This is a genomic window from Pseudoalteromonas sp. 20-92 (assembly GCF_030847595.1).
Taxonomy (GTDB): Bacteria; Pseudomonadota; Gammaproteobacteria; order Enterobacterales; family Alteromonadaceae; genus Pseudoalteromonas; species Pseudoalteromonas fuliginea.
Window position 1 is genome coordinate 240,178 of the sequence record NZ_JANJGQ010000002.1, and the last position, 15,847, is coordinate 256,024.

Annotated in this window: 17 protein-coding genes; 11 read left to right on the forward strand and 6 right to left on the reverse strand. The window is 38.3% G+C overall.

Features of this window, described 5'->3' with window-relative positions:
* Window positions 1–3 precede the first annotated feature (3 nt).
* The 4 genes from NRL14_RS03030 to NRL14_RS03045 all read left to right on the forward strand — a co-directional run bounded on the left by NRL14_RS03030 (window position 4) and on the right by NRL14_RS03045 (window position 4,841).
* On the forward strand, window positions 4–2,358 hold the full coding sequence (locus NRL14_RS03030; protein WP_306723965.1) for an NAD(P)-binding domain-containing protein: 2,355 nt from the start codon (window positions 4–6) through the stop codon (window positions 2,356–2,358).
* A complete protein-coding gene (locus tag NRL14_RS03035; RefSeq protein ID WP_306723966.1) occupies window positions 2,351–3,103 on the forward strand; it encodes a glycosyltransferase family 2 protein in 753 nt (250 codons plus the stop codon). The genes NRL14_RS03030 and NRL14_RS03035 overlap by 8 nt, the downstream gene beginning before the upstream one ends.
* Before the next feature lie 250 nt (window positions 3,104–3,353).
* Window positions 3,354–4,100 (forward strand): DUF2064 domain-containing protein, encoded by a 747-nt coding sequence (locus tag NRL14_RS03040; protein WP_149614980.1) that lies wholly within the window; start codon window positions 3,354–3,356, stop codon window positions 4,098–4,100.
* 27 nt (window positions 4,101–4,127) lie between these two features.
* Window positions 4,128–4,841 (forward strand): glycosyltransferase, encoded by a 714-nt coding sequence (locus tag NRL14_RS03045; protein ID WP_306723967.1) that lies wholly within the window; start codon window positions 4,128–4,130, stop codon window positions 4,839–4,841.
* Between the two features lie 10 nt (window positions 4,842–4,851).
* Here NRL14_RS03045 and NRL14_RS03050 read toward each other — a convergent pair whose 3' ends face one another.
* Window positions 4,852–5,718, reverse strand: coding sequence for a LysR family transcriptional regulator (locus NRL14_RS03050; protein WP_306723968.1), 867 nt, complete (start codon window positions 5,716–5,718; stop codon window positions 4,852–4,854).
* A gap of 114 nt (window positions 5,719–5,832) precedes the next feature.
* On the opposite strand from NRL14_RS03050, the gene NRL14_RS03055 reads away from it, so the two are divergent.
* Window positions 5,833–6,333: a lactoylglutathione lyase family protein gene (locus NRL14_RS03055; RefSeq protein ID WP_007378784.1), complete on the forward strand. Its 501-nt coding sequence runs from the start codon at window positions 5,833–5,835 to the stop codon at window positions 6,331–6,333.
* Between the two features lie 280 nt (window positions 6,334–6,613).
* Here NRL14_RS03055 and NRL14_RS03060 read toward each other — a convergent pair whose 3' ends face one another.
* The 5 genes from NRL14_RS03060 to NRL14_RS03080 form a co-directional block, all read right to left on the reverse strand.
* On the reverse strand, window positions 6,614–7,150 hold the full coding sequence (locus tag NRL14_RS03060) for a hypothetical protein (protein ID WP_306723969.1): 537 nt from the start codon (window positions 7,148–7,150) through the stop codon (window positions 6,614–6,616).
* Between the two features lie 80 nt (window positions 7,151–7,230).
* Window positions 7,231–7,623, reverse strand: a complete 393-nt coding sequence (locus tag NRL14_RS03065; RefSeq protein WP_306723970.1) for a DUF4236 domain-containing protein — start codon at window positions 7,621–7,623, stop codon at window positions 7,231–7,233.
* 80 nt (window positions 7,624–7,703) lie between these two features.
* Window positions 7,704–8,033 carry a hypothetical protein gene (locus tag NRL14_RS03070; protein WP_306723971.1) on the reverse strand — a complete coding sequence of 110 codons (330 nt, stop codon included), beginning with the start codon at window positions 8,031–8,033 and terminating at the stop codon, window positions 7,704–7,706.
* A 105-nt stretch (window positions 8,034–8,138) separates the two neighbouring features.
* The gene (locus tag NRL14_RS03075) at window positions 8,139–8,615 is read right to left on the reverse strand and encodes a hypothetical protein (protein WP_306723972.1); all 477 of its coding nucleotides are present in this window, start codon (window positions 8,613–8,615) and stop codon (window positions 8,139–8,141) included.
* Between the two features lie 581 nt (window positions 8,616–9,196).
* A complete protein-coding gene (locus NRL14_RS03080) occupies window positions 9,197–9,880 on the reverse strand; it encodes a hypothetical protein (protein ID WP_306723973.1) in 684 nt (227 codons plus the stop codon).
* A 107-nt stretch (window positions 9,881–9,987) separates the two neighbouring features.
* Here NRL14_RS03080 and NRL14_RS03085 point away from each other — a divergent pair, with 107 nt between their 5' ends.
* The 6 genes from NRL14_RS03085 (at window position 9,988) to NRL14_RS03110 (ending at window position 15,805) form a co-directional block, all read left to right on the forward strand.
* Window positions 9,988–10,863, forward strand: coding sequence for a LysR family transcriptional regulator (locus NRL14_RS03085; protein ID WP_306723974.1), 876 nt, complete (start codon window positions 9,988–9,990; stop codon window positions 10,861–10,863).
* Between the two features lie 381 nt (window positions 10,864–11,244).
* Window positions 11,245–11,868, forward strand: a complete 624-nt coding sequence (locus NRL14_RS03090; RefSeq protein ID WP_033015969.1) for a fused MFS/spermidine synthase — start codon at window positions 11,245–11,247, stop codon at window positions 11,866–11,868.
* On the forward strand, window positions 11,861–12,745 hold the full coding sequence (locus tag NRL14_RS03095) for a spermidine synthase (protein ID WP_306723975.1): 885 nt from the start codon (window positions 11,861–11,863) through the stop codon (window positions 12,743–12,745). The genes NRL14_RS03090 and NRL14_RS03095 overlap by 8 nt, the downstream gene beginning before the upstream one ends.
* Before the next feature lie 460 nt (window positions 12,746–13,205).
* Window positions 13,206–13,691 (forward strand): MarR family transcriptional regulator, encoded by a 486-nt coding sequence (locus NRL14_RS03100; protein ID WP_007378789.1) that lies wholly within the window; start codon window positions 13,206–13,208, stop codon window positions 13,689–13,691.
* Complete coding sequence (locus NRL14_RS03105) at window positions 13,681–14,745, forward strand: HlyD family secretion protein (protein ID WP_008139130.1); 1,065 nt, start codon at window positions 13,681–13,683, stop codon at window positions 14,743–14,745. Before NRL14_RS03100 ends, NRL14_RS03105 begins: the two co-directional genes overlap by 11 nt.
* A gap of 10 nt (window positions 14,746–14,755) precedes the next feature.
* Complete coding sequence (locus NRL14_RS03110) at window positions 14,756–15,805, forward strand: DUF2955 domain-containing protein (protein WP_306723976.1); 1,050 nt, start codon at window positions 14,756–14,758, stop codon at window positions 15,803–15,805.
* Window positions 15,806–15,847 lie beyond the last annotated feature (42 nt).

The following is a 15,847-nucleotide window of genomic DNA, read 5'->3' on the forward strand; positions in this document are numbered from 1 at the left end:
AAATTGAATATTATTAATAATTATTATCACTGGTTGCACGGACAATGGCCTGATCGCACTGTAGAAAAGCAACCATTAGTGAATGCCGATGGCACAACCAATATTAAAGGTGTGTATGTTGTTGGTGATTTAACGGGTATTCCTTTACTTAAATTCTCCAGCGATACGGGCGCTAAAGCTATTCGCTCCATTATTGCTGATACTACTTTTAGTACCCGTACGCAAACAGCTGATGTTGTAGATATTATTGTTATTGGTGGTGGTGTTAGTGGGTATTCTGCCGCTATTGAAGGTAAAAAACAGCAGCTTAATGTTACGTTGTTAGAAGGTAATAAACCATTTTCAACGATTGAAAATTTTCCTAATAATAAACCTATTTATACTTACCCCACTGACATGAAGCCTGAAGGCGAATTACAATTTTCAAATAAAGTAAGTCATAAAGAAAACCTGTTGAGCGAACTTAAAGAGCAAACTACTGCCCACAGTATTGAAGCTAAACTGGCGCAAGTTAGCCATGTAAATAAAGAGGGCAACAAACTACGTGTTACTTTAGAGAATGGTGATAGCTTAGTGGCTCACCGTGTGATTGTTGCTATTGGGCGCTCTGGAAATTATCGAAAATTAAATGTTGAAGGTGAAGATTTACCAAAGGTAGCAAATCGTTTTATTGACGCACAATACTATAAAGATAAAGAACTATTAATCGTTGGCGGAGGTGATAGCGCATTAGAGGCTGCGATTGCAACAGCAGAGGAAGGCGCTAAAGTTACTTTATCTTATCGACAAACTCAGTTTAACCGGGCAAAACCAGAGAATGTCGAACAAGTAACACAATTAGTAAAAGATGACAAAGTGACGCTTAAAATGGCGACTCAAGTCAGTAAAATTTCACCACGGTCTGTGCAGTTAAAAAATAAAGATGGTACAGATGAAATATTAGATAACGATAGCATGTTGTTAGCGACTGGTCGTGAAGCCCCGCTAGACTTCTTCAGACGTTCAAAAATCAATATCAGTGGTGAAAGCACATGGTCTGGCTGGGCTTTCTTTGCCCTGTTTTTAGTCGCATTAACTGCATTATACGATTGGAAAGGCTATGGTTTTTTAAATTCATTTTGGAGTACTTTTTCTTATCCCGATCAAATGCCAATCTTAATAGCAGGCTTTGGTGAATGGTGGCAGTTGCAAGTGAATGATCGCAGTACCTTAATTGGCACAATAGCGGTTTCTTTAAAAAGTCGTTCGTTTTACTACACCGTTCTTTATACCCTATTAATTGGTATTTTTGGTTGGCAACGAATTAAACGACGCAAAACACCTTATGTAACAGTACAAACGTCAGTTTTGTTTGCTATTCAATTGTTTCCATTATTTTTATTGCCAGAAATAATTTTACCATTACTTGGCTATAACGGTGTATTTGATGCAGGAATAGGCAAAAGCTTTGCCGATGCGTTGTTTCCCAGTTATATCTCAGCGCAAGAACTTGCGACGCATACATGGCCTGAATGGGGACACCCACGCGCTTATTGGCATGCATATAGTTTTATCTTCGCTTGGCCGTTAGGTGTGTATACCGTATTTACCGACACTCCCCAAGTTGCTTGGTTAGTTATTGGGGCTATTCAAACATTCGTTATTATTCCAATTATTGTGATGAAGTGGGGCAAAGGCGCTTACTGTAGTTGGATTTGCTCTTGCGGTGCTATGGCTGAAACTATGGGAGATCAGCAACGCCATAAAATGCCACACGGTTCTAAGTGGAATAAGCTAAATATGCTTGGTCAGTTCATTTTATTAATAGCTGCAGTGTTATTAGTCATTCGTGTTTTAGGGTGGATATACCCTGAGTCATGGATGAACCATATGTTTAATCTGTTTTTAAAAGGCGAGAACAAGGACTACCAATTAGTAAACGCATTTAGTTATAAGTGGGTTGTTGATATTTTATTAGCCGGTATTTTAGGGTTTGGCCTTTATTTTAAATATTCAGGGCGTACATGGTGTCGGTTTGCTTGTCCATTAGCGGCATTAATGCATATATACAGTCGCTTTGGTCGCTTTGCTATTGTTAGTGAAAAATCGAAATGTATTAGTTGTAATCAATGTACAACTGTATGCCATCAAGGCATTGATGTTATGGCTTTTGCAAGTAAAGGCCAACCAATGACCGATCCACAATGCGTTCGTTGCTCCGCCTGTGTACAAACCTGCCCAACAGGCACATTGTCTTTTGCTGAAATAAACCGAAAAACTTCCGCCATTATCAAAAAAGATACACTCGCAGCTAGCCCTGTGCAAATGTCTGAAGAATCACGTGGCGGCGTTAACATTATTGAGATTAAAAATGTATAAAGGTCATAAAGTTGCTGTTGTTATTCCTGCTCTTAACGAAGAGCAAGCTATTTCCATTGTGGTCAGAAATTTGATTACTTTAATGTTTGATGAGCAGGCGGTTATTGATAACGTTATTGTTTGTGACAATGGTTCCACAGACAACACTGCAAAAGTAGCAACCGCTAATGGTGCTCAAGTTGTTCATCAAAGTACACCTGGTTATGGTATTGCCTGCTTAACCGCTATTGCTAAGCTTCCCTCATGCGATATTGTACTTTTTGTAGATGGTGATGATTCTTGCTTTGTAGATCAAGCCCTTTCATTACTAAATGGGATTGTTAATGGTGACGATCTTGCTATTGGATCAAGAACCTTAGGCACCATTGAAAATGGAGCTTTAACTAAACCACAACTCTTTGGTAACTGGCTATCTAGCCACTTAATAACACTATTTTGGCAGCAAAAAATAACTGATTTAGGGCCATTTAGGGCCATTCGCTTCTCGTCGCTGCACACTTTAAATATGGCTGATACCTCGTTTGGCTGGACTGTAGAAATGCAGGTTAAAGCGATCATTCTTGGTATGCAAGTGAGCGAATACGCTGTTGACTCTAAAGTGCGAATAGGACAATCAAAAATTAGCGGCACAGTAATGGGCTCAATTAAAGCTGGTATCGGTATTTTATCCATGATTGCAACGTTATTTATTCGCCAATCCAGAGTTAAAAATACAGCGCAGCTTAAAGGTAGTGAGTATGAATAAGCGTGGGCTAAGTAATAACCGAGCAACAAAGAGTAAGTCGTCTTTAGGACGACCTAAGGGCAGTACATGCTTGGCATTGATGTTGCGTTATTGCCTCTTTATGGGAAATAACAACACCACATAGGCTCAGCCCTACCTAAAAACCAAACATACGGCTGCAAACTCAGCCTAGAAAGATAAACAAGCCCTAGTTATAAATGCGAATTACAAAATTATTAGTGCTACGTGAGCTGTGATTAAAATGATTAAAATGAATAAAATAAACCAAAGTAATAAAGCGTCAAAACAAACAATTAGATTAGTTATAAATCAAGCGACGTTAGTTGTTTTTTGTAAACGGCCTAAACTCAATCAAGGTAAGCAGCGGCTTGCTGAAGGCTCGAATGCGCAATGCGCACTTAAAATTGCACATGCATTATTAGCATGCGCAATAGAAGATGCTAATAATTGGCAAGGGCCTGTTGTTATTGCTTGTTCAAGCGAAAGCGATATTCAGTGGGCGCATTCTTTAATAAGTAATGCCCACGTAATAACGCAATTACCGCTTGGGCAGTTAGGCAACTTAGGCGATAGATTAAACTATGTTGATAATCAGCTGCGAGCACAAGGGCATGAGCAACTAGTGTTCATAGGTACTGATGCTCCAATACTTAACCATCAATATTTTGAGGCAACGATTAGTGCATTACAAAGTAATGACGTAGCTTTGCATCACGCTGATGATGGTGGCGTCATCATTATGGCTAACAAAGTACCTTGGCCAGTATTAACCCATTTACCTTGGAGCACGAATGAATTATCACAATCATTATCACAACAGTGTAGGCAGAATAAATTATCGGTGAAGTATTGCTTACCAGGTTACGATATTGATTATGTCAGCGATCTTAAAAAATTATTTATTGATCTACAGTCAGATACTCGCCCAGCACGTAAAGCTCTATTACATACAATTAATGATCTATTCTCGCTCGCTAAAGTGAGTTTTCATGAGTAATATTCTGAACTATGAGGTTATAAAAGTATGTTAAGTATTATTATTCCTACTTTAAATGAAGAAAAAACAGGGTATTTACAACGGATCCTCAAGGCGTATCAACATTTAAAAAACTGCGAAATAATTTGTGTGGATGGGGGAAGCACCGATAACACCATCGATATAATTAATGCTGCGGGCGTGTGCTTAATTAGAACCGATATAGCATCACGAGCAGGCCGGCTCAATGCGGGTATTGTGCAAGCAAATGCTGACACAATTGTGCTTCATCACCCTCGTAGCATAATTGATATTGCAGGGTTGAATGCGTTAAACAAACACGCAGATCAGATGTCGTGGGGGGCATTTACCCATAAATTTAATATACGCCATCCATTACTTCAGTTTACCTCTTGGTATTCTAATTATATTCGCGGTGATAAACGGGGAGTGTATTATTTAGACCATTGTTTATTTGCAAAAAAACAACTTCTACTCGACGTAGGTATGTTGCCGCTAATAGATATTTTTGAAGATACAGAGCTATGTTTACGGCTTAAACTCAAATGTAAAGCAAAGCGTCTACCGTTTATTAGCGAAACCTCTGCGATACGCTTTCAAGTTAACGGACTCTATCGACAGGCTTTAACTAATCAGTACATGAAGTGGTTATATTATTTTAACCGTTCAGATACTGCGATGAATCAGCGCTATGAAAAAGGTATTCAGCTTAATACTCAATACGACGAAAGACAAAAATAAGGTATTTACCTTAACTTGACTTAATTAACTCAATCACTGTATTCATCCGTTTTGCCAGTGGCCTATTTCGATGGTGACATGCATAAATAGTCTCATTAACGGGATTGGCTAAATAGTGCGTTTTAATAAGCTCAGGCTTATTAAAAGCACCTACCGCATTGGCAGGTAATACCGTAAAACCTAAGCCTAAACTTACAGGCTCTAGTATTAAGCTAATTTGGTTGGAAAACCCCGTCTGCTTTATTTGCTCAATATGTTCAAATTCATCGTAGTTTTCGCTAAGTAGTAGTTGCGCATGATGGTTTGCATCAGGATGAGCAATAAAACCCAGCTCACACAGTGTTTGCCAATTCGGTGTATTTATACCCGCAGGTGTAATAAGTAATAGCGCTTCTTTATCAATTTTATAACTGATCACTTCGCTAAGTGTAGGGGCTTGGGTTAAAAAGCCAATATCGGCACTGTAATTTGCCACAGCTTGCTCCACACTCACATTTGGCGCAAAGCGGTAATCAATAGTTAGTGCTTTATGCTCACATTGCAGTGCTAATAATTGATTGTAAAACTTTAAACCACAACTGCCCGGCGATTGAATTTTTACTGCTCCGCTAAAAGGTGAATCATCTTTTAATTGCTGCTCTAAAAACTGCCAGTCTTTGATAAGTTGGCTACCCTGCTGATATAAGTTCTGACCCTGTGGCGTGAGTGAAAACTGCTTACCGTGGCGCTCAAGTAAAGCACAATCAACTTGTTGCTCTAGCTTTTTAATATGCTGGCTTACACCAGATTGCGTCATAAATAAGCGTTCAGCCGTTTGAGTAAAGTGATTTACCTCAACCAAGGTGCAAAATGTGTTTAACCATGTCGGATTTATCATTACAAAACGTACTCAAAATGATGATTAATGATAATTTTACTTAATGTTTGTCGATTCGTAAACTAACTCCATCAACGAGTCACAAGATAAGTCACACGTTAAAGAGGAAGCATTATGAGTCATACATACCCACGTAGTTTTTCGCACATTGGTATTTCGGTTCCCGACGTTGAAAAAGCCGTTGAGTTTTACACTAAGGTTATGGGTTGGTACACCATTATGGAACCCACTTTAATAACCGAAGACAAAAGCCCCATTGGCGAAATGTGTACCGAAGTATTTGGTGAAAAATGGGAAAAATTCAAAATAGCGCACCTTTCAACGGGCGATCGTATTGGTGTAGAAATTTTTGAATTTAAAAACCAAGAAAACCCAAAAGACAACTTTGAATACTGGAAAACAGGCATCTTCCATTTCTGTGTTCAAGACCCTGATGTAGAAGGCTTAGCAGAGCGTATTGTAGCAGCTGGCGGTAAAAAGCGTATGCAAGCCCCGCGCTATTACTACCCTGGCGAAAAGCCATACCGCATGATCTACATGGAAGACCCGTTTGGCAACATCCTTGAAATTTACAGCCACAGCTACGAGCTAATTTACAGCGCAGGTGCTTATTAAGTCGCACCTAGCTTAAAAAAGCTCTTAGCTAAAAACAAAGGCCACAGTATTTATTACTGCGGTCTTTTTGTTTTATTGAAGAGCCAGAAAGTAGCGGTATATGGATTCTACAATCCCAGTATATTCCCTGAAAATACCCGAAGTATTTCTCTACATACCGCAATGGTTTTAGACTGGTTATTTTTAAATTCAAAGGTGCCTGCTGATATTTTTTCTATTACCTAAAGGGCTGATTATCGGTAACTGTGGCACCAAAAACCAATAATTAAAGTAAAATGCCTTATAAACATTTTGTGTTATCGAATGGCTGGGAAGTGCTATAAGCGGGCGGTGCAACAATAATCTCTTGTATGGCGTCATTTGCTATATTATTTAAGTCAGTCGCAAGTTTACTCCAAATTTCTAACAAAGTAGTTAAGTTACTACCGGCTGAAAAAAGGCGTACTTGGTCATAAGTAAAATATTCAACATTAAAGTCGCAGGCTTTAGCTTGGACTTTACCTATCACCATTTTATTTTCATCATAAGTTTCAATGACACCATGAACACATACATCTCTAACTTGAGCAGTTCCCTTTGTAATATCAATAATCTCATCAAAATTTGGTGAATAAATAGCTGTTTCTGGTAGGTTGCTTTTTATGTATTCCAATTTACGAGTAAGACTTCCTGGTCTCTTACCACAACCATTTAGTAAACTAAGAATGAAAACACACTCATCAATTTTTCTTTCTACTGGGGTCCACATTACCGTAATCAAACCAATCACAGATAACCACGGTGTAAGCATTTTTTCAGAATCTTGATTTGAGATCATATCGGCTTACCTAGTACAGTTAACCCCCGCAATAATTTACTACCTGAAGCTCAGCGAAAAGCAGTCAAATTAAAGCTTTGTTAAGTGTTTGTGCCTGTAAACAATGAATAAATTAAAAATGCCATCCATGCAAAGCTAATTACCCTTGAATAAGTACTGTAACCTGAGCGGAGTAATAACCACGCAAAAATATAAGGAAGAATTAATATTCCTATACTCAATAAGATCCCTACACTTCTTTGTGAGTTATCGTCATTTTTTTGAGACGTAGGCGCTTGTTGGTTTTTATCTTCAAAAAATGTTGCAGACTGAGAAACCCCTGTGCCTCTGATATTAGCAGTAGTTTTAACTCCTTTTGAGCCGAAATTCGCCGTTAAGCCTTTGCCGCCTACTGAAAGGCTTGTTATACCTTTTTTTCCTAAATTGAGTTTTACCCCTTTCCCCAATTTAATACTTCTTTTCTTCTTGAACATAACCTAGTACTCCATTACCTGATAATTACTCAACACTTTAGTATTTATTCGACGTGCAGTTTGTGTCACATAATCTATTGTTATAAGCAACTTTCGCTGATATGCCATTGGCTTATATTAGGGAAATAATGATTCTTTTCTCTAAGATGCAATCTCACGTTATCCCAATCTAGAAATAATACAAACTTTTCAATAGGTTTTGCTGTCGAGTCATCAGCTTCTACCATATATGCATATATTCCTATCGCATCTCCAGAATTGGCTTCTTTATAACGATAAATGAGGGCTTCAATATTTGCTCGAGATGATGATACATTTGCCTGTGTTAGCTCTCTAATTCGTTTATGCACATTACTAAAGCAACCTACGTAAACTCTAATTGCTTTAATCAACTCTACTTTTTCTGGCATTTCACGAAAAATGGTTTTTTAAAATTCTTTATCTTGTGACAGTTCATCTTTCGTTGCAAATATTTTCAGTTGATTAACTAGTTGTTTCTGTTCACCTTCACCAACCTACTTGCTGGGTAATGAAAGTGAATGAACAGCTAAACCATAATGTTGAACATGGTTTCTTAAAGCTTCCATAAATCGATACTCAAAATGAGCATCATACTCATCGCTAAAGTAACTCTTAGCCTCTGTACCAAATTTTTTTTGGTCTTTCATGCAAGTGCGAACATGCTTTTCAATCTGATCGTAATACAACTTCGTAGAAGTAAGTAAATTCACTACTCTTCTATTCAAAATACTATTAAGCTCATAAAAGTGCTGGTATGAATCTTGAACAAAAATCATTTTCTGTGCTAGTTGAGACAGTATTTCCTTTTCCAGTTCTAAGAAATTTGATACAAGAAGATCATACTTTTCTTCAATGGCCTTAGCAGATAAAAGAACTTCTCTAGAGGATTTTAATTTTTCAAATTCTGGCTCATCAATTTTCAACGCGACAGTTTGGGCAAGTATCATTTGCTTAATAAAGAAGTACTTCATATTTCTCCTCATAACAGCTTTTCCAGAGGAAACCTTCACTATTTTTACTAAAAAATTTCCTCATTTAATAACTTACGCTATTAATAGCAAATAGTGTAAGTTATTTCCAGCTATAAATATTATGCGTTCTGTAGCTTATATAAACATGTAAAAAAGAGGAAAGCTTCCTCTTATTCTTACTAAGTTAATGACGACTCGCTTGAATGTCCGCTATTCGCTCATAACTGCCCATCAACTAAAGCTATGAGCTATCCATTAAAATCTAAGCTCAAGTATCAGCCATTACAAAACACACTTTAACTCTTTTCAAATACTGCTCAGTGCCTATATTTGCTGCATCAACCGCACCAGCAACATAGCTAGGGAATTGCACCGGCCATTCACTATCAATAGCTATTAAGCTTTGATACCACGGGCCATTTTGTACTGTCTGTATGGTGCTGGCGCAGTGGCGTCGCTGTATATGTATCTAGCGACGCTATTGCGGGCACTGCCCGATAACGCTTGTTTGCGCCAAAAAGGTGTGTTGTATGCGGCAATATTTAACGGTGAGTGTTTTTGTATATAGGGTTATTTATAAATTAATTAACTGCGAAGTCTTTTGTTTCTAAATAGCTTGGTACGTTGTTAAAACATATCTCTAGCTTGCTTTTAATATCGGTATTTACCGAAGTATTTAATGCAGTATCACATTTCAACTCTCCGTTATATTCACCTCTCTTAAGCGGCACTAAGCTTAACGAGTCATAGCTTGGCTTGCTTTGTATTTTATGAATTATCAAGCCTTGTTGCGCTGTTAGCTTTATTAACTCAAACGTATTTTCATGAGCTTTATTGGTCGTTATCTTTTCAACGTATAGCGGGTTTTTAAAAGTTAGCTTGGTTGTAAAAAGTGCTTTGCCACCGCGTTCAAAATGGCCGTTAAATACAGTTACGTTTAAGGTGGGTGTCTGTTTATTTATCAATAAGTTTAGGTCAAACTTAGTTGGTAAAATAGTGATCTGACGTTGCTCATTTGCTGCTTTTTTTAAAACACGTTTGATTGTTTTTAAGTGGGTGTTACTTGTAGTTACTTCATACACTATTTGATAGTCGTGTGGAGCGGCGTATAAAGGCATGTGGCTAGCCAGTACTTTATCGTCCGCTAATATAAGCGCCATACCATGAAACCCCACGTAGCTGTGGGCTTTATGTGGGTTGTGTTGAGGTGTGTTTGCAAGCGCTGCGCTCGACAATAAAATAAAAAGTAGCAGTATGTGTTTCATGTTAATGCTCAAAAATAAATATAGCGCTACTATAAGCTGATTTTTATGTATAAATAATCGATAATAAGTTGTCAGTTGTTTCCTTTTAATCAATACGGTTTGGCGCTATGCATTTAGATGACATTGAAAAAGTAATTCATATGGCGAGTTCGCAAAACCTGCATACAACCGCTAAGCATTTTAATATTACCCCAAGTGCGCTGTCTAAAACGCTAAAAAAGGTTGAGGCAAACTTAGCCACGGAGCTGTTTAACCGTGTAGGTAAAACCTTAGTACTTAATGATAAAGGCAAAGAGTTTGTTAAGCACAGTAGCGACCTAGTTCATAATTACCAGCAGCTTACTAGCCGTTTTAAAAGCGATAATCATAAATTTAATGCGGTTATTGTAGGCCCTGCCATTTTACTTAAAAGTGGCCTTAAAAACCTGCTTACAATTCTTAGCCACCTTCCCTGCTCGGTGCGTATTAATAATGTGTTTGAAGGTGAAGCCATAAGCCAAGTAGCGTCGGGCTCGGCGCATATTGCGCTAGTTACTCGCGAGGCATTAAATAATAGCTCACATACTAATTTTGTGGCGGTTGATGTATTTAAAACTGGGTTTAGTGTGGCAGCGCATGCTTCGCATCAACTAGTACAAAAAGGTGCATTAACGCTTAATAAAAACCAACTTCTGCACGCTGCTTTTGTATGTCCTTTGTTTTCGCCGTTATGCGGCTTAGAGCAAGGTATAGGCTCCGACGGCTGGCAAGATCACATTGCCCCGCGCAATATTGTATTTAGATGTAGTGACTACAGTGCATTAATAGAGGTGGTACAAAGTGGCTTGGCGTTAGCGTATTTACCTAACTTTGTAATTGACGATTTAGGGCTTACAAAATTAACTGTAAAGGGGGTTAACAGTCACTACAGTGAAAGCATTGTAATGATATACAAGCCATCAAAGGCCGATGGTTGGCTTAATAAACTTATGCATTCTTTATAAAAGCGCTTTAGGATGAAAACTACATTACAAAATAAGTAAGGTGGTTAAAAATACTAACCCGCAATAATACTAAATCATTTTGCGGGGCTAAAGGTGGCGCTACTTGCGTTAAAAGATCTCATTTAGAACAACTAAATAGTAAATTTTTTTGCTAACTATCAACACTTTTTTCCAGCCTCAAAATAGATCACTTAATTAAGTGAAAATATATAACTACAATTAACCGACAACACAACAAGTTATGTTGTAACAAAAGCGATAGCACAAAAAATTAATAAGCAATACTCTTTTTTATTCCTGCAAACGGCTAATTATTACACTGGCGACTCTGGTGGCATCACGTTAGTATGAAACTTTATTAAGTTACAAAACGATAATTACATGACTTTAAAAACAAACGCATTAATTTATTTTTTAGCCTTTTGCAGTGGTTTTTGCATTATGGGGATTGAGCTTTTAGGAGGGCGAATACTTGCGCCTTTTTTTGGGAGCAGTGTACATATTTGGGGCAGCATAATAACGGTGTTTATGCTCAGCTTATCATTTGGTTATTTACTTGGCGGTAAGCTAAGTACTAAAAATGCATCGCTTACTAAATATGGTTTAATATTTTTAGTCGCCAGCATTATGGTGGTGCCTATTACGTTATTTTCGCAGCCAATAATGGAGTTTATATTCACGCATATTGAAGATAGCCGTTATGGTTCGCTGTTAGCTTCAACTGCATTATTTTTTATTCCAACCGTTATTTTAGGTATGATTTCGCCCTACTCAGTACGTTTATTGGTAACCGATAGCGATAAAAGTGGTCAAGTAGCGGGGCGTTTATACTTTGTAAGTACGCTTGGCAGTGCGCTGGGTACTATTATCACCTCTTTTTACTTTGTGCTCGCGTTTGACGTAAATACAATTATTGGCGCTTTTGCTTTAACGCTTGGGTCACTTGGTTTAGTGGCTATTGTTGTTAATAGCTTGGTGAATAACAAGGAGCTTGCTCATGCTTAAATATTTTTTACTGCTGTTAATCGTGTTTTCGGGATCGACGTTTAGCAATGTTATTCATGAAGAGCGCTCGCTTTACCGTAATATTATTGTTGAAGAAACTCGCGACCTACGTTGTCTTAAATTTAATACTAAAAGCAGCCAAACAAGCCAAAGCTGCATGTACAAAAATGACCCCGACAAACTTGTTTTTAACTACACTAAACTTACTTTTGCCAGCCTTTTAGTAGCCGATAACCCTAAAAATGTACTTATTATAGGGTTAGGCGGAGGTACGCTTTCTAATGTTATTCATGAACTATATCCAGAGGCAAAAATTCATAATGTAGAAATAGACCCCGCAGTGACTAAAGTTGCCCGCGATTACTTTAACTTTATAGAAAACGATTTAGTGACATCAAGCGTGCAAGATGGCCGTATTTTTATAAAACGCGCCGCTATTAAAAAGCAAATGTACGATTGGATAATTTTAGATGCCTTTAATGGCGACTATATTCCGGAGCATTTACTCACTAAAGAGTTTTTTGAAGAGGTACAAAGCGTATTGGCCGAAGGTGGTGTTATAGCTGCAAATACATTTTCAAGTAGTAAGCTTTATGAGCATGAATCGGCAACTTACCACGCTGTATTTGGCGACTTTATAAATGTAAGCCGTGAAAATCGTAGTAACCGTATTATTTTAGCGGGACTTAAAGCGCCGCCAACTAACGAGCAAATAAAGGCACAGGTTAAAATACTTGAGCCTCGCTTGGCAAAATACGGCATTGATATAAAAGCAATTAGCGAATTTATGCATTTTACAAAAGACGGTCAAGATTGGCCTGCTGATACGAAAGTGCTTACCGACCAATATTCTCCCGCTAATTTACTTAATTTTTAAGGTGCTTTTATAAAGCGCTAAGTAATAGATAAGTTACTTGAGCGCGAAGTAAATTCGCACCTACAGGCACTGCGTTTATGTATGTAGGTGAGGTTTTATACCTCGCTTATATTTTATTGAAAGGCAAGCGCGAAGTGAATTCGCACCTACAAGCTCGGCGTTTATTTATGTTGGTGAGGTTTTATACCTCGCTTATATTTTTTATTTGCAGGCAAACGTGATGTAAAATCGCATCTATAAGTTCGGCTTTTATTTTTAGGTAGGTGAGGTTTTATACCTCGCTTATATTTTTATTGGGAGGCAAGCGCGAAGTGAATTCGCACCTACAAATTCGGCTTTTATTTTGAGACACCTCGCTTTATGCCTTACTGCACATCTTTAATCCATTTTTAACTAATATATTTACGTTGTTTATTAAGTAGTGATATTATAGTTAGCCTGCTAACTAATTAAGTGCGCTATGGTTAAAAACATTCCATTTTATGAAACTCTTGATTTAACACTTTGCGGCAATATGGGCCGTGTGCATCGCTTATGCCGTGAAGCGGTAACTATTGCTGTTGAGCCTTTAGGGTTAACACAGTCGCGCTGGACTGCCTTAATGCATATAAATATGCTCAAAGAGGGCGTTACCCAGTTAGCGCTTTCACAGAGCTTAGGCATAGAGATGCCGTCGCTTACGCGCACGCTCAAACAGTTAGAAGAGCAATCGCTGATTGTGCGCCGCGTAGATGAGCACGATAAACGCAGTAAAAAGCTTTATTTTACCGAGCAAGGTCGCAGCATTTTACACACCTTAAATGAGCGAATAACAGATATTAAAGCGCAGTTATATAATGGTTTTAGTCATGCACAATTAGATGCAATGGCATACGGCTTGGTAAAAATGGAAGAAAACGCACTCAATTGCATTAAATCTCAAACAAAGGCTAAAAATGACACCTGATCAAAAATTTGCCCGCTATGTAAGACTCTCCCTCATTGGGTTTGTTTTAGTGTTTATTTACTATTTAATGGCTGATATTTTTTTACCTGTAACGCCTCAAGCGCGCGTGTATCATCCTGTTGTGCAAATATCGCCACAAATAAGTGGCCGAGTAACTAGTGTATTAGTAAGTAATAACAAACCTGTGAAAGCAGGCGATATTTTGTTTCATATTGACCAAGGACCTTACAACTTAGCGTACGAACAAGCTAAGCTGGCACTTGACGATGCTAAATTACAAAACAAACGACTCGATACAAATGTAAAAGCGCTTGAGGCGCAAATAAGTGCTGCAAAAGCCAAACAACATGAGCAAAAATTATTAAAAAGCCGAGGCGAAAAGCTCTATAAACAAAACTCCATATCAGAGCAAGAGCTTGAAAGTATTCGTGCTAATTATCAAGCAAGCAAAGCAAATGTAGCAGCGTATGAGGCGCAATTATCGGAAGCTATTTTAGCCCGTGGCGAGTCAGGTGATAAAAACTTAGCAATGCGCCATGCTGCAAATCAGTTAGCGCAAGCTGAGTTGAATTTATCGTATACGCAAGTGCGTGCATTGAGTGATGGCATAGTTGCTAACTTACAATTGCTTGATGGTGCATATGCCGTTGCAGGTAAACCGTTATTAGCGATTGTGGCTAAAAAAGCCGACTTAGTTGCCGATTTTAGAGAAAAGTCACTGCTGCACATGAAGCGCGGTAGCCTAGCAAAAGTCGTTTTTGATAGTCGCCCTGGAGAGGTTTATGACGCGACACTTGAGGCGTTTGAGGCCGGTGTAAGCAATGGTCAGTTAAGTGCCAATGGTTTGCTCAGTACTACAGAGATCAGTAACCGCTGGGTGCGCGATGCGCAGCGACAACGTATTCATCTAAAATTAGTTAACAACCAAAATTTAATTGAAAATATGCCAAGTGGTGCACGTGCTACAGTGCAATTATTGCCAGAGTCAACTATTGGGCAGTGGTTTGGCGCAGCGCAAATTAGGTTTATTAGTTGGTTACACTACATTTATTAATGGAGGAGGTATGACTCAAGTTGTTAGCCAAGGACCACAATTAGATTCTAATGGCCTTCGCCAAGCACTGCGTATAGCCGGCGGATGTACTATCGGTTTTGCCATTAGTAAGTTAATGAATTGGCCAAACGGTATATTTTTTACTGTTTATCCTATGTTGTTACTCGGTATGGTGCCTACATTAAGCCGAGGTGTTATCAATCAATTTATAGCGTCGGCGGCTTTTAGTGCATTTATAGTACTTGTAATACAGGGGCTATTTTCTCATTTTCCTGTCGTTATGACGCTACTTGTATTTGGCATATTTTGTTTTTTATTTCATAAAATGAGTAGCGGTAGCGCCTTTTTATTTGGTGCTTTAGGCGTGGTTAGCCTTTCAATTCAACTGCATTTTTCGAGCTATGTTGATCAAGGTAGTAGTATTTATCCGCTGATTTTAAGTAACGGTTTGGCTATCCTATTAACTGTGATTATTGCCGCGATAATGCATGGGGTGTTTCCTGATGTAACGGCAAGGCCCAGTCGAGTAATGCCAGCTAAACCTAAAGAAAGCATTCGCCATGAGGTGCTACTTTGCGCCAGTGTGGCAACGCTTTCGTTTGTGGTTTTTCAGGTGCTTGATTTACAAGATTCAATTTCAGCACAAGCGGCCTCAGTACTTATTTTATTTTCATTGTGTTGGAAAGCAGCAGGTATGGCAGGCTGGCAACGTGCAATTGGTACATTGATTGGTTGCAATGCAGCGCTGTTATCACAGTTGTTTTTGTACAACCATAGCGATTTTTTACTGTTTCCGGTGGCTATATTGTGGATTTTATCGTTTGTATTTGCACGATTCCATATTTTAGGCGGCGGTATACCAGGTATAGGGTTTGGTGTATTAACCACATTTGGTATTTTATTTGGGCAGTCGTTGGGCCCAGGACAAGACTTAATTTACAGTGCATTGTATCGATTTAGTTCGGTATCGGTGGCGATTATTTTAAGTTTATGTGCTGTATATGTTATGCATCATTTACTTAATCGCTTTAGTGCAACGCGCCATCATACCTTTGATTAAATAAATTTTAATTATTAAGCCATTTTAAAAACTGCGTTTTTA

What these genes read in the sequence shown, in the direction of transcription:
- NRL14_RS03085 (WP_306723974.1), top strand. Translation starts at nt 9,988, where the DNA reads ATGCATTTAGATGACATTGAAAAAGTAATTCATATGGCGAGTTCGCAA.
- NRL14_RS03110 (WP_306723976.1), top strand. Translation starts at nt 14,756, where the DNA reads ATGACTCAAGTTGTTAGCCAAGGACCACAATTAGATTCTAATGGCCTT.
- NRL14_RS03065 (WP_306723970.1), bottom strand. Translation starts at nt 7,623, where the DNA reads ATGTTCAAGAAGAAAAGAAGTATTAAATTGGGGAAAGGGGTAAAACTC.
- NRL14_RS03060 (WP_306723969.1), bottom strand. Translation starts at nt 7,150, where the DNA reads ATGATCTCAAATCAAGATTCTGAAAAAATGCTTACACCGTGGTTATCT.
- NRL14_RS03050 (WP_306723968.1), bottom strand. Translation starts at nt 5,718, where the DNA reads ATGATAAATCCGACATGGTTAAACACATTTTGCACCTTGGTTGAGGTA.
- NRL14_RS03035 (WP_306723966.1), top strand. Translation starts at nt 2,351, where the DNA reads ATGTATAAAGGTCATAAAGTTGCTGTTGTTATTCCTGCTCTTAACGAA.
- NRL14_RS03045 (WP_306723967.1), top strand. Translation starts at nt 4,128, where the DNA reads ATGTTAAGTATTATTATTCCTACTTTAAATGAAGAAAAAACAGGGTAT.
- NRL14_RS03075 (WP_306723972.1), bottom strand. Translation starts at nt 8,615, where the DNA reads ATGAAGTACTTCTTTATTAAGCAAATGATACTTGCCCAAACTGTCGCG.
- NRL14_RS03100 (WP_007378789.1), top strand. Translation starts at nt 13,206, where the DNA reads ATGGTTAAAAACATTCCATTTTATGAAACTCTTGATTTAACACTTTGC.
- NRL14_RS03040 (WP_149614980.1), top strand. Translation starts at nt 3,354, where the DNA reads ATGAATAAAATAAACCAAAGTAATAAAGCGTCAAAACAAACAATTAGA.
- NRL14_RS03080 (WP_306723973.1), bottom strand. Translation starts at nt 9,880, where the DNA reads ATGAAACACATACTGCTACTTTTTATTTTATTGTCGAGCGCAGCGCTT.
- NRL14_RS03090 (WP_033015969.1), top strand. Translation starts at nt 11,245, where the DNA reads ATGACTTTAAAAACAAACGCATTAATTTATTTTTTAGCCTTTTGCAGT.
- NRL14_RS03105 (WP_008139130.1), top strand. Translation starts at nt 13,681, where the DNA reads ATGACACCTGATCAAAAATTTGCCCGCTATGTAAGACTCTCCCTCATT.
- NRL14_RS03095 (WP_306723975.1), top strand. Translation starts at nt 11,861, where the DNA reads ATGCTTAAATATTTTTTACTGCTGTTAATCGTGTTTTCGGGATCGACG.
- NRL14_RS03070 (WP_306723971.1), bottom strand. Translation starts at nt 8,033, where the DNA reads ATGCCAGAAAAAGTAGAGTTGATTAAAGCAATTAGAGTTTACGTAGGT.
- NRL14_RS03055 (WP_007378784.1), top strand. Translation starts at nt 5,833, where the DNA reads ATGAGTCATACATACCCACGTAGTTTTTCGCACATTGGTATTTCGGTT.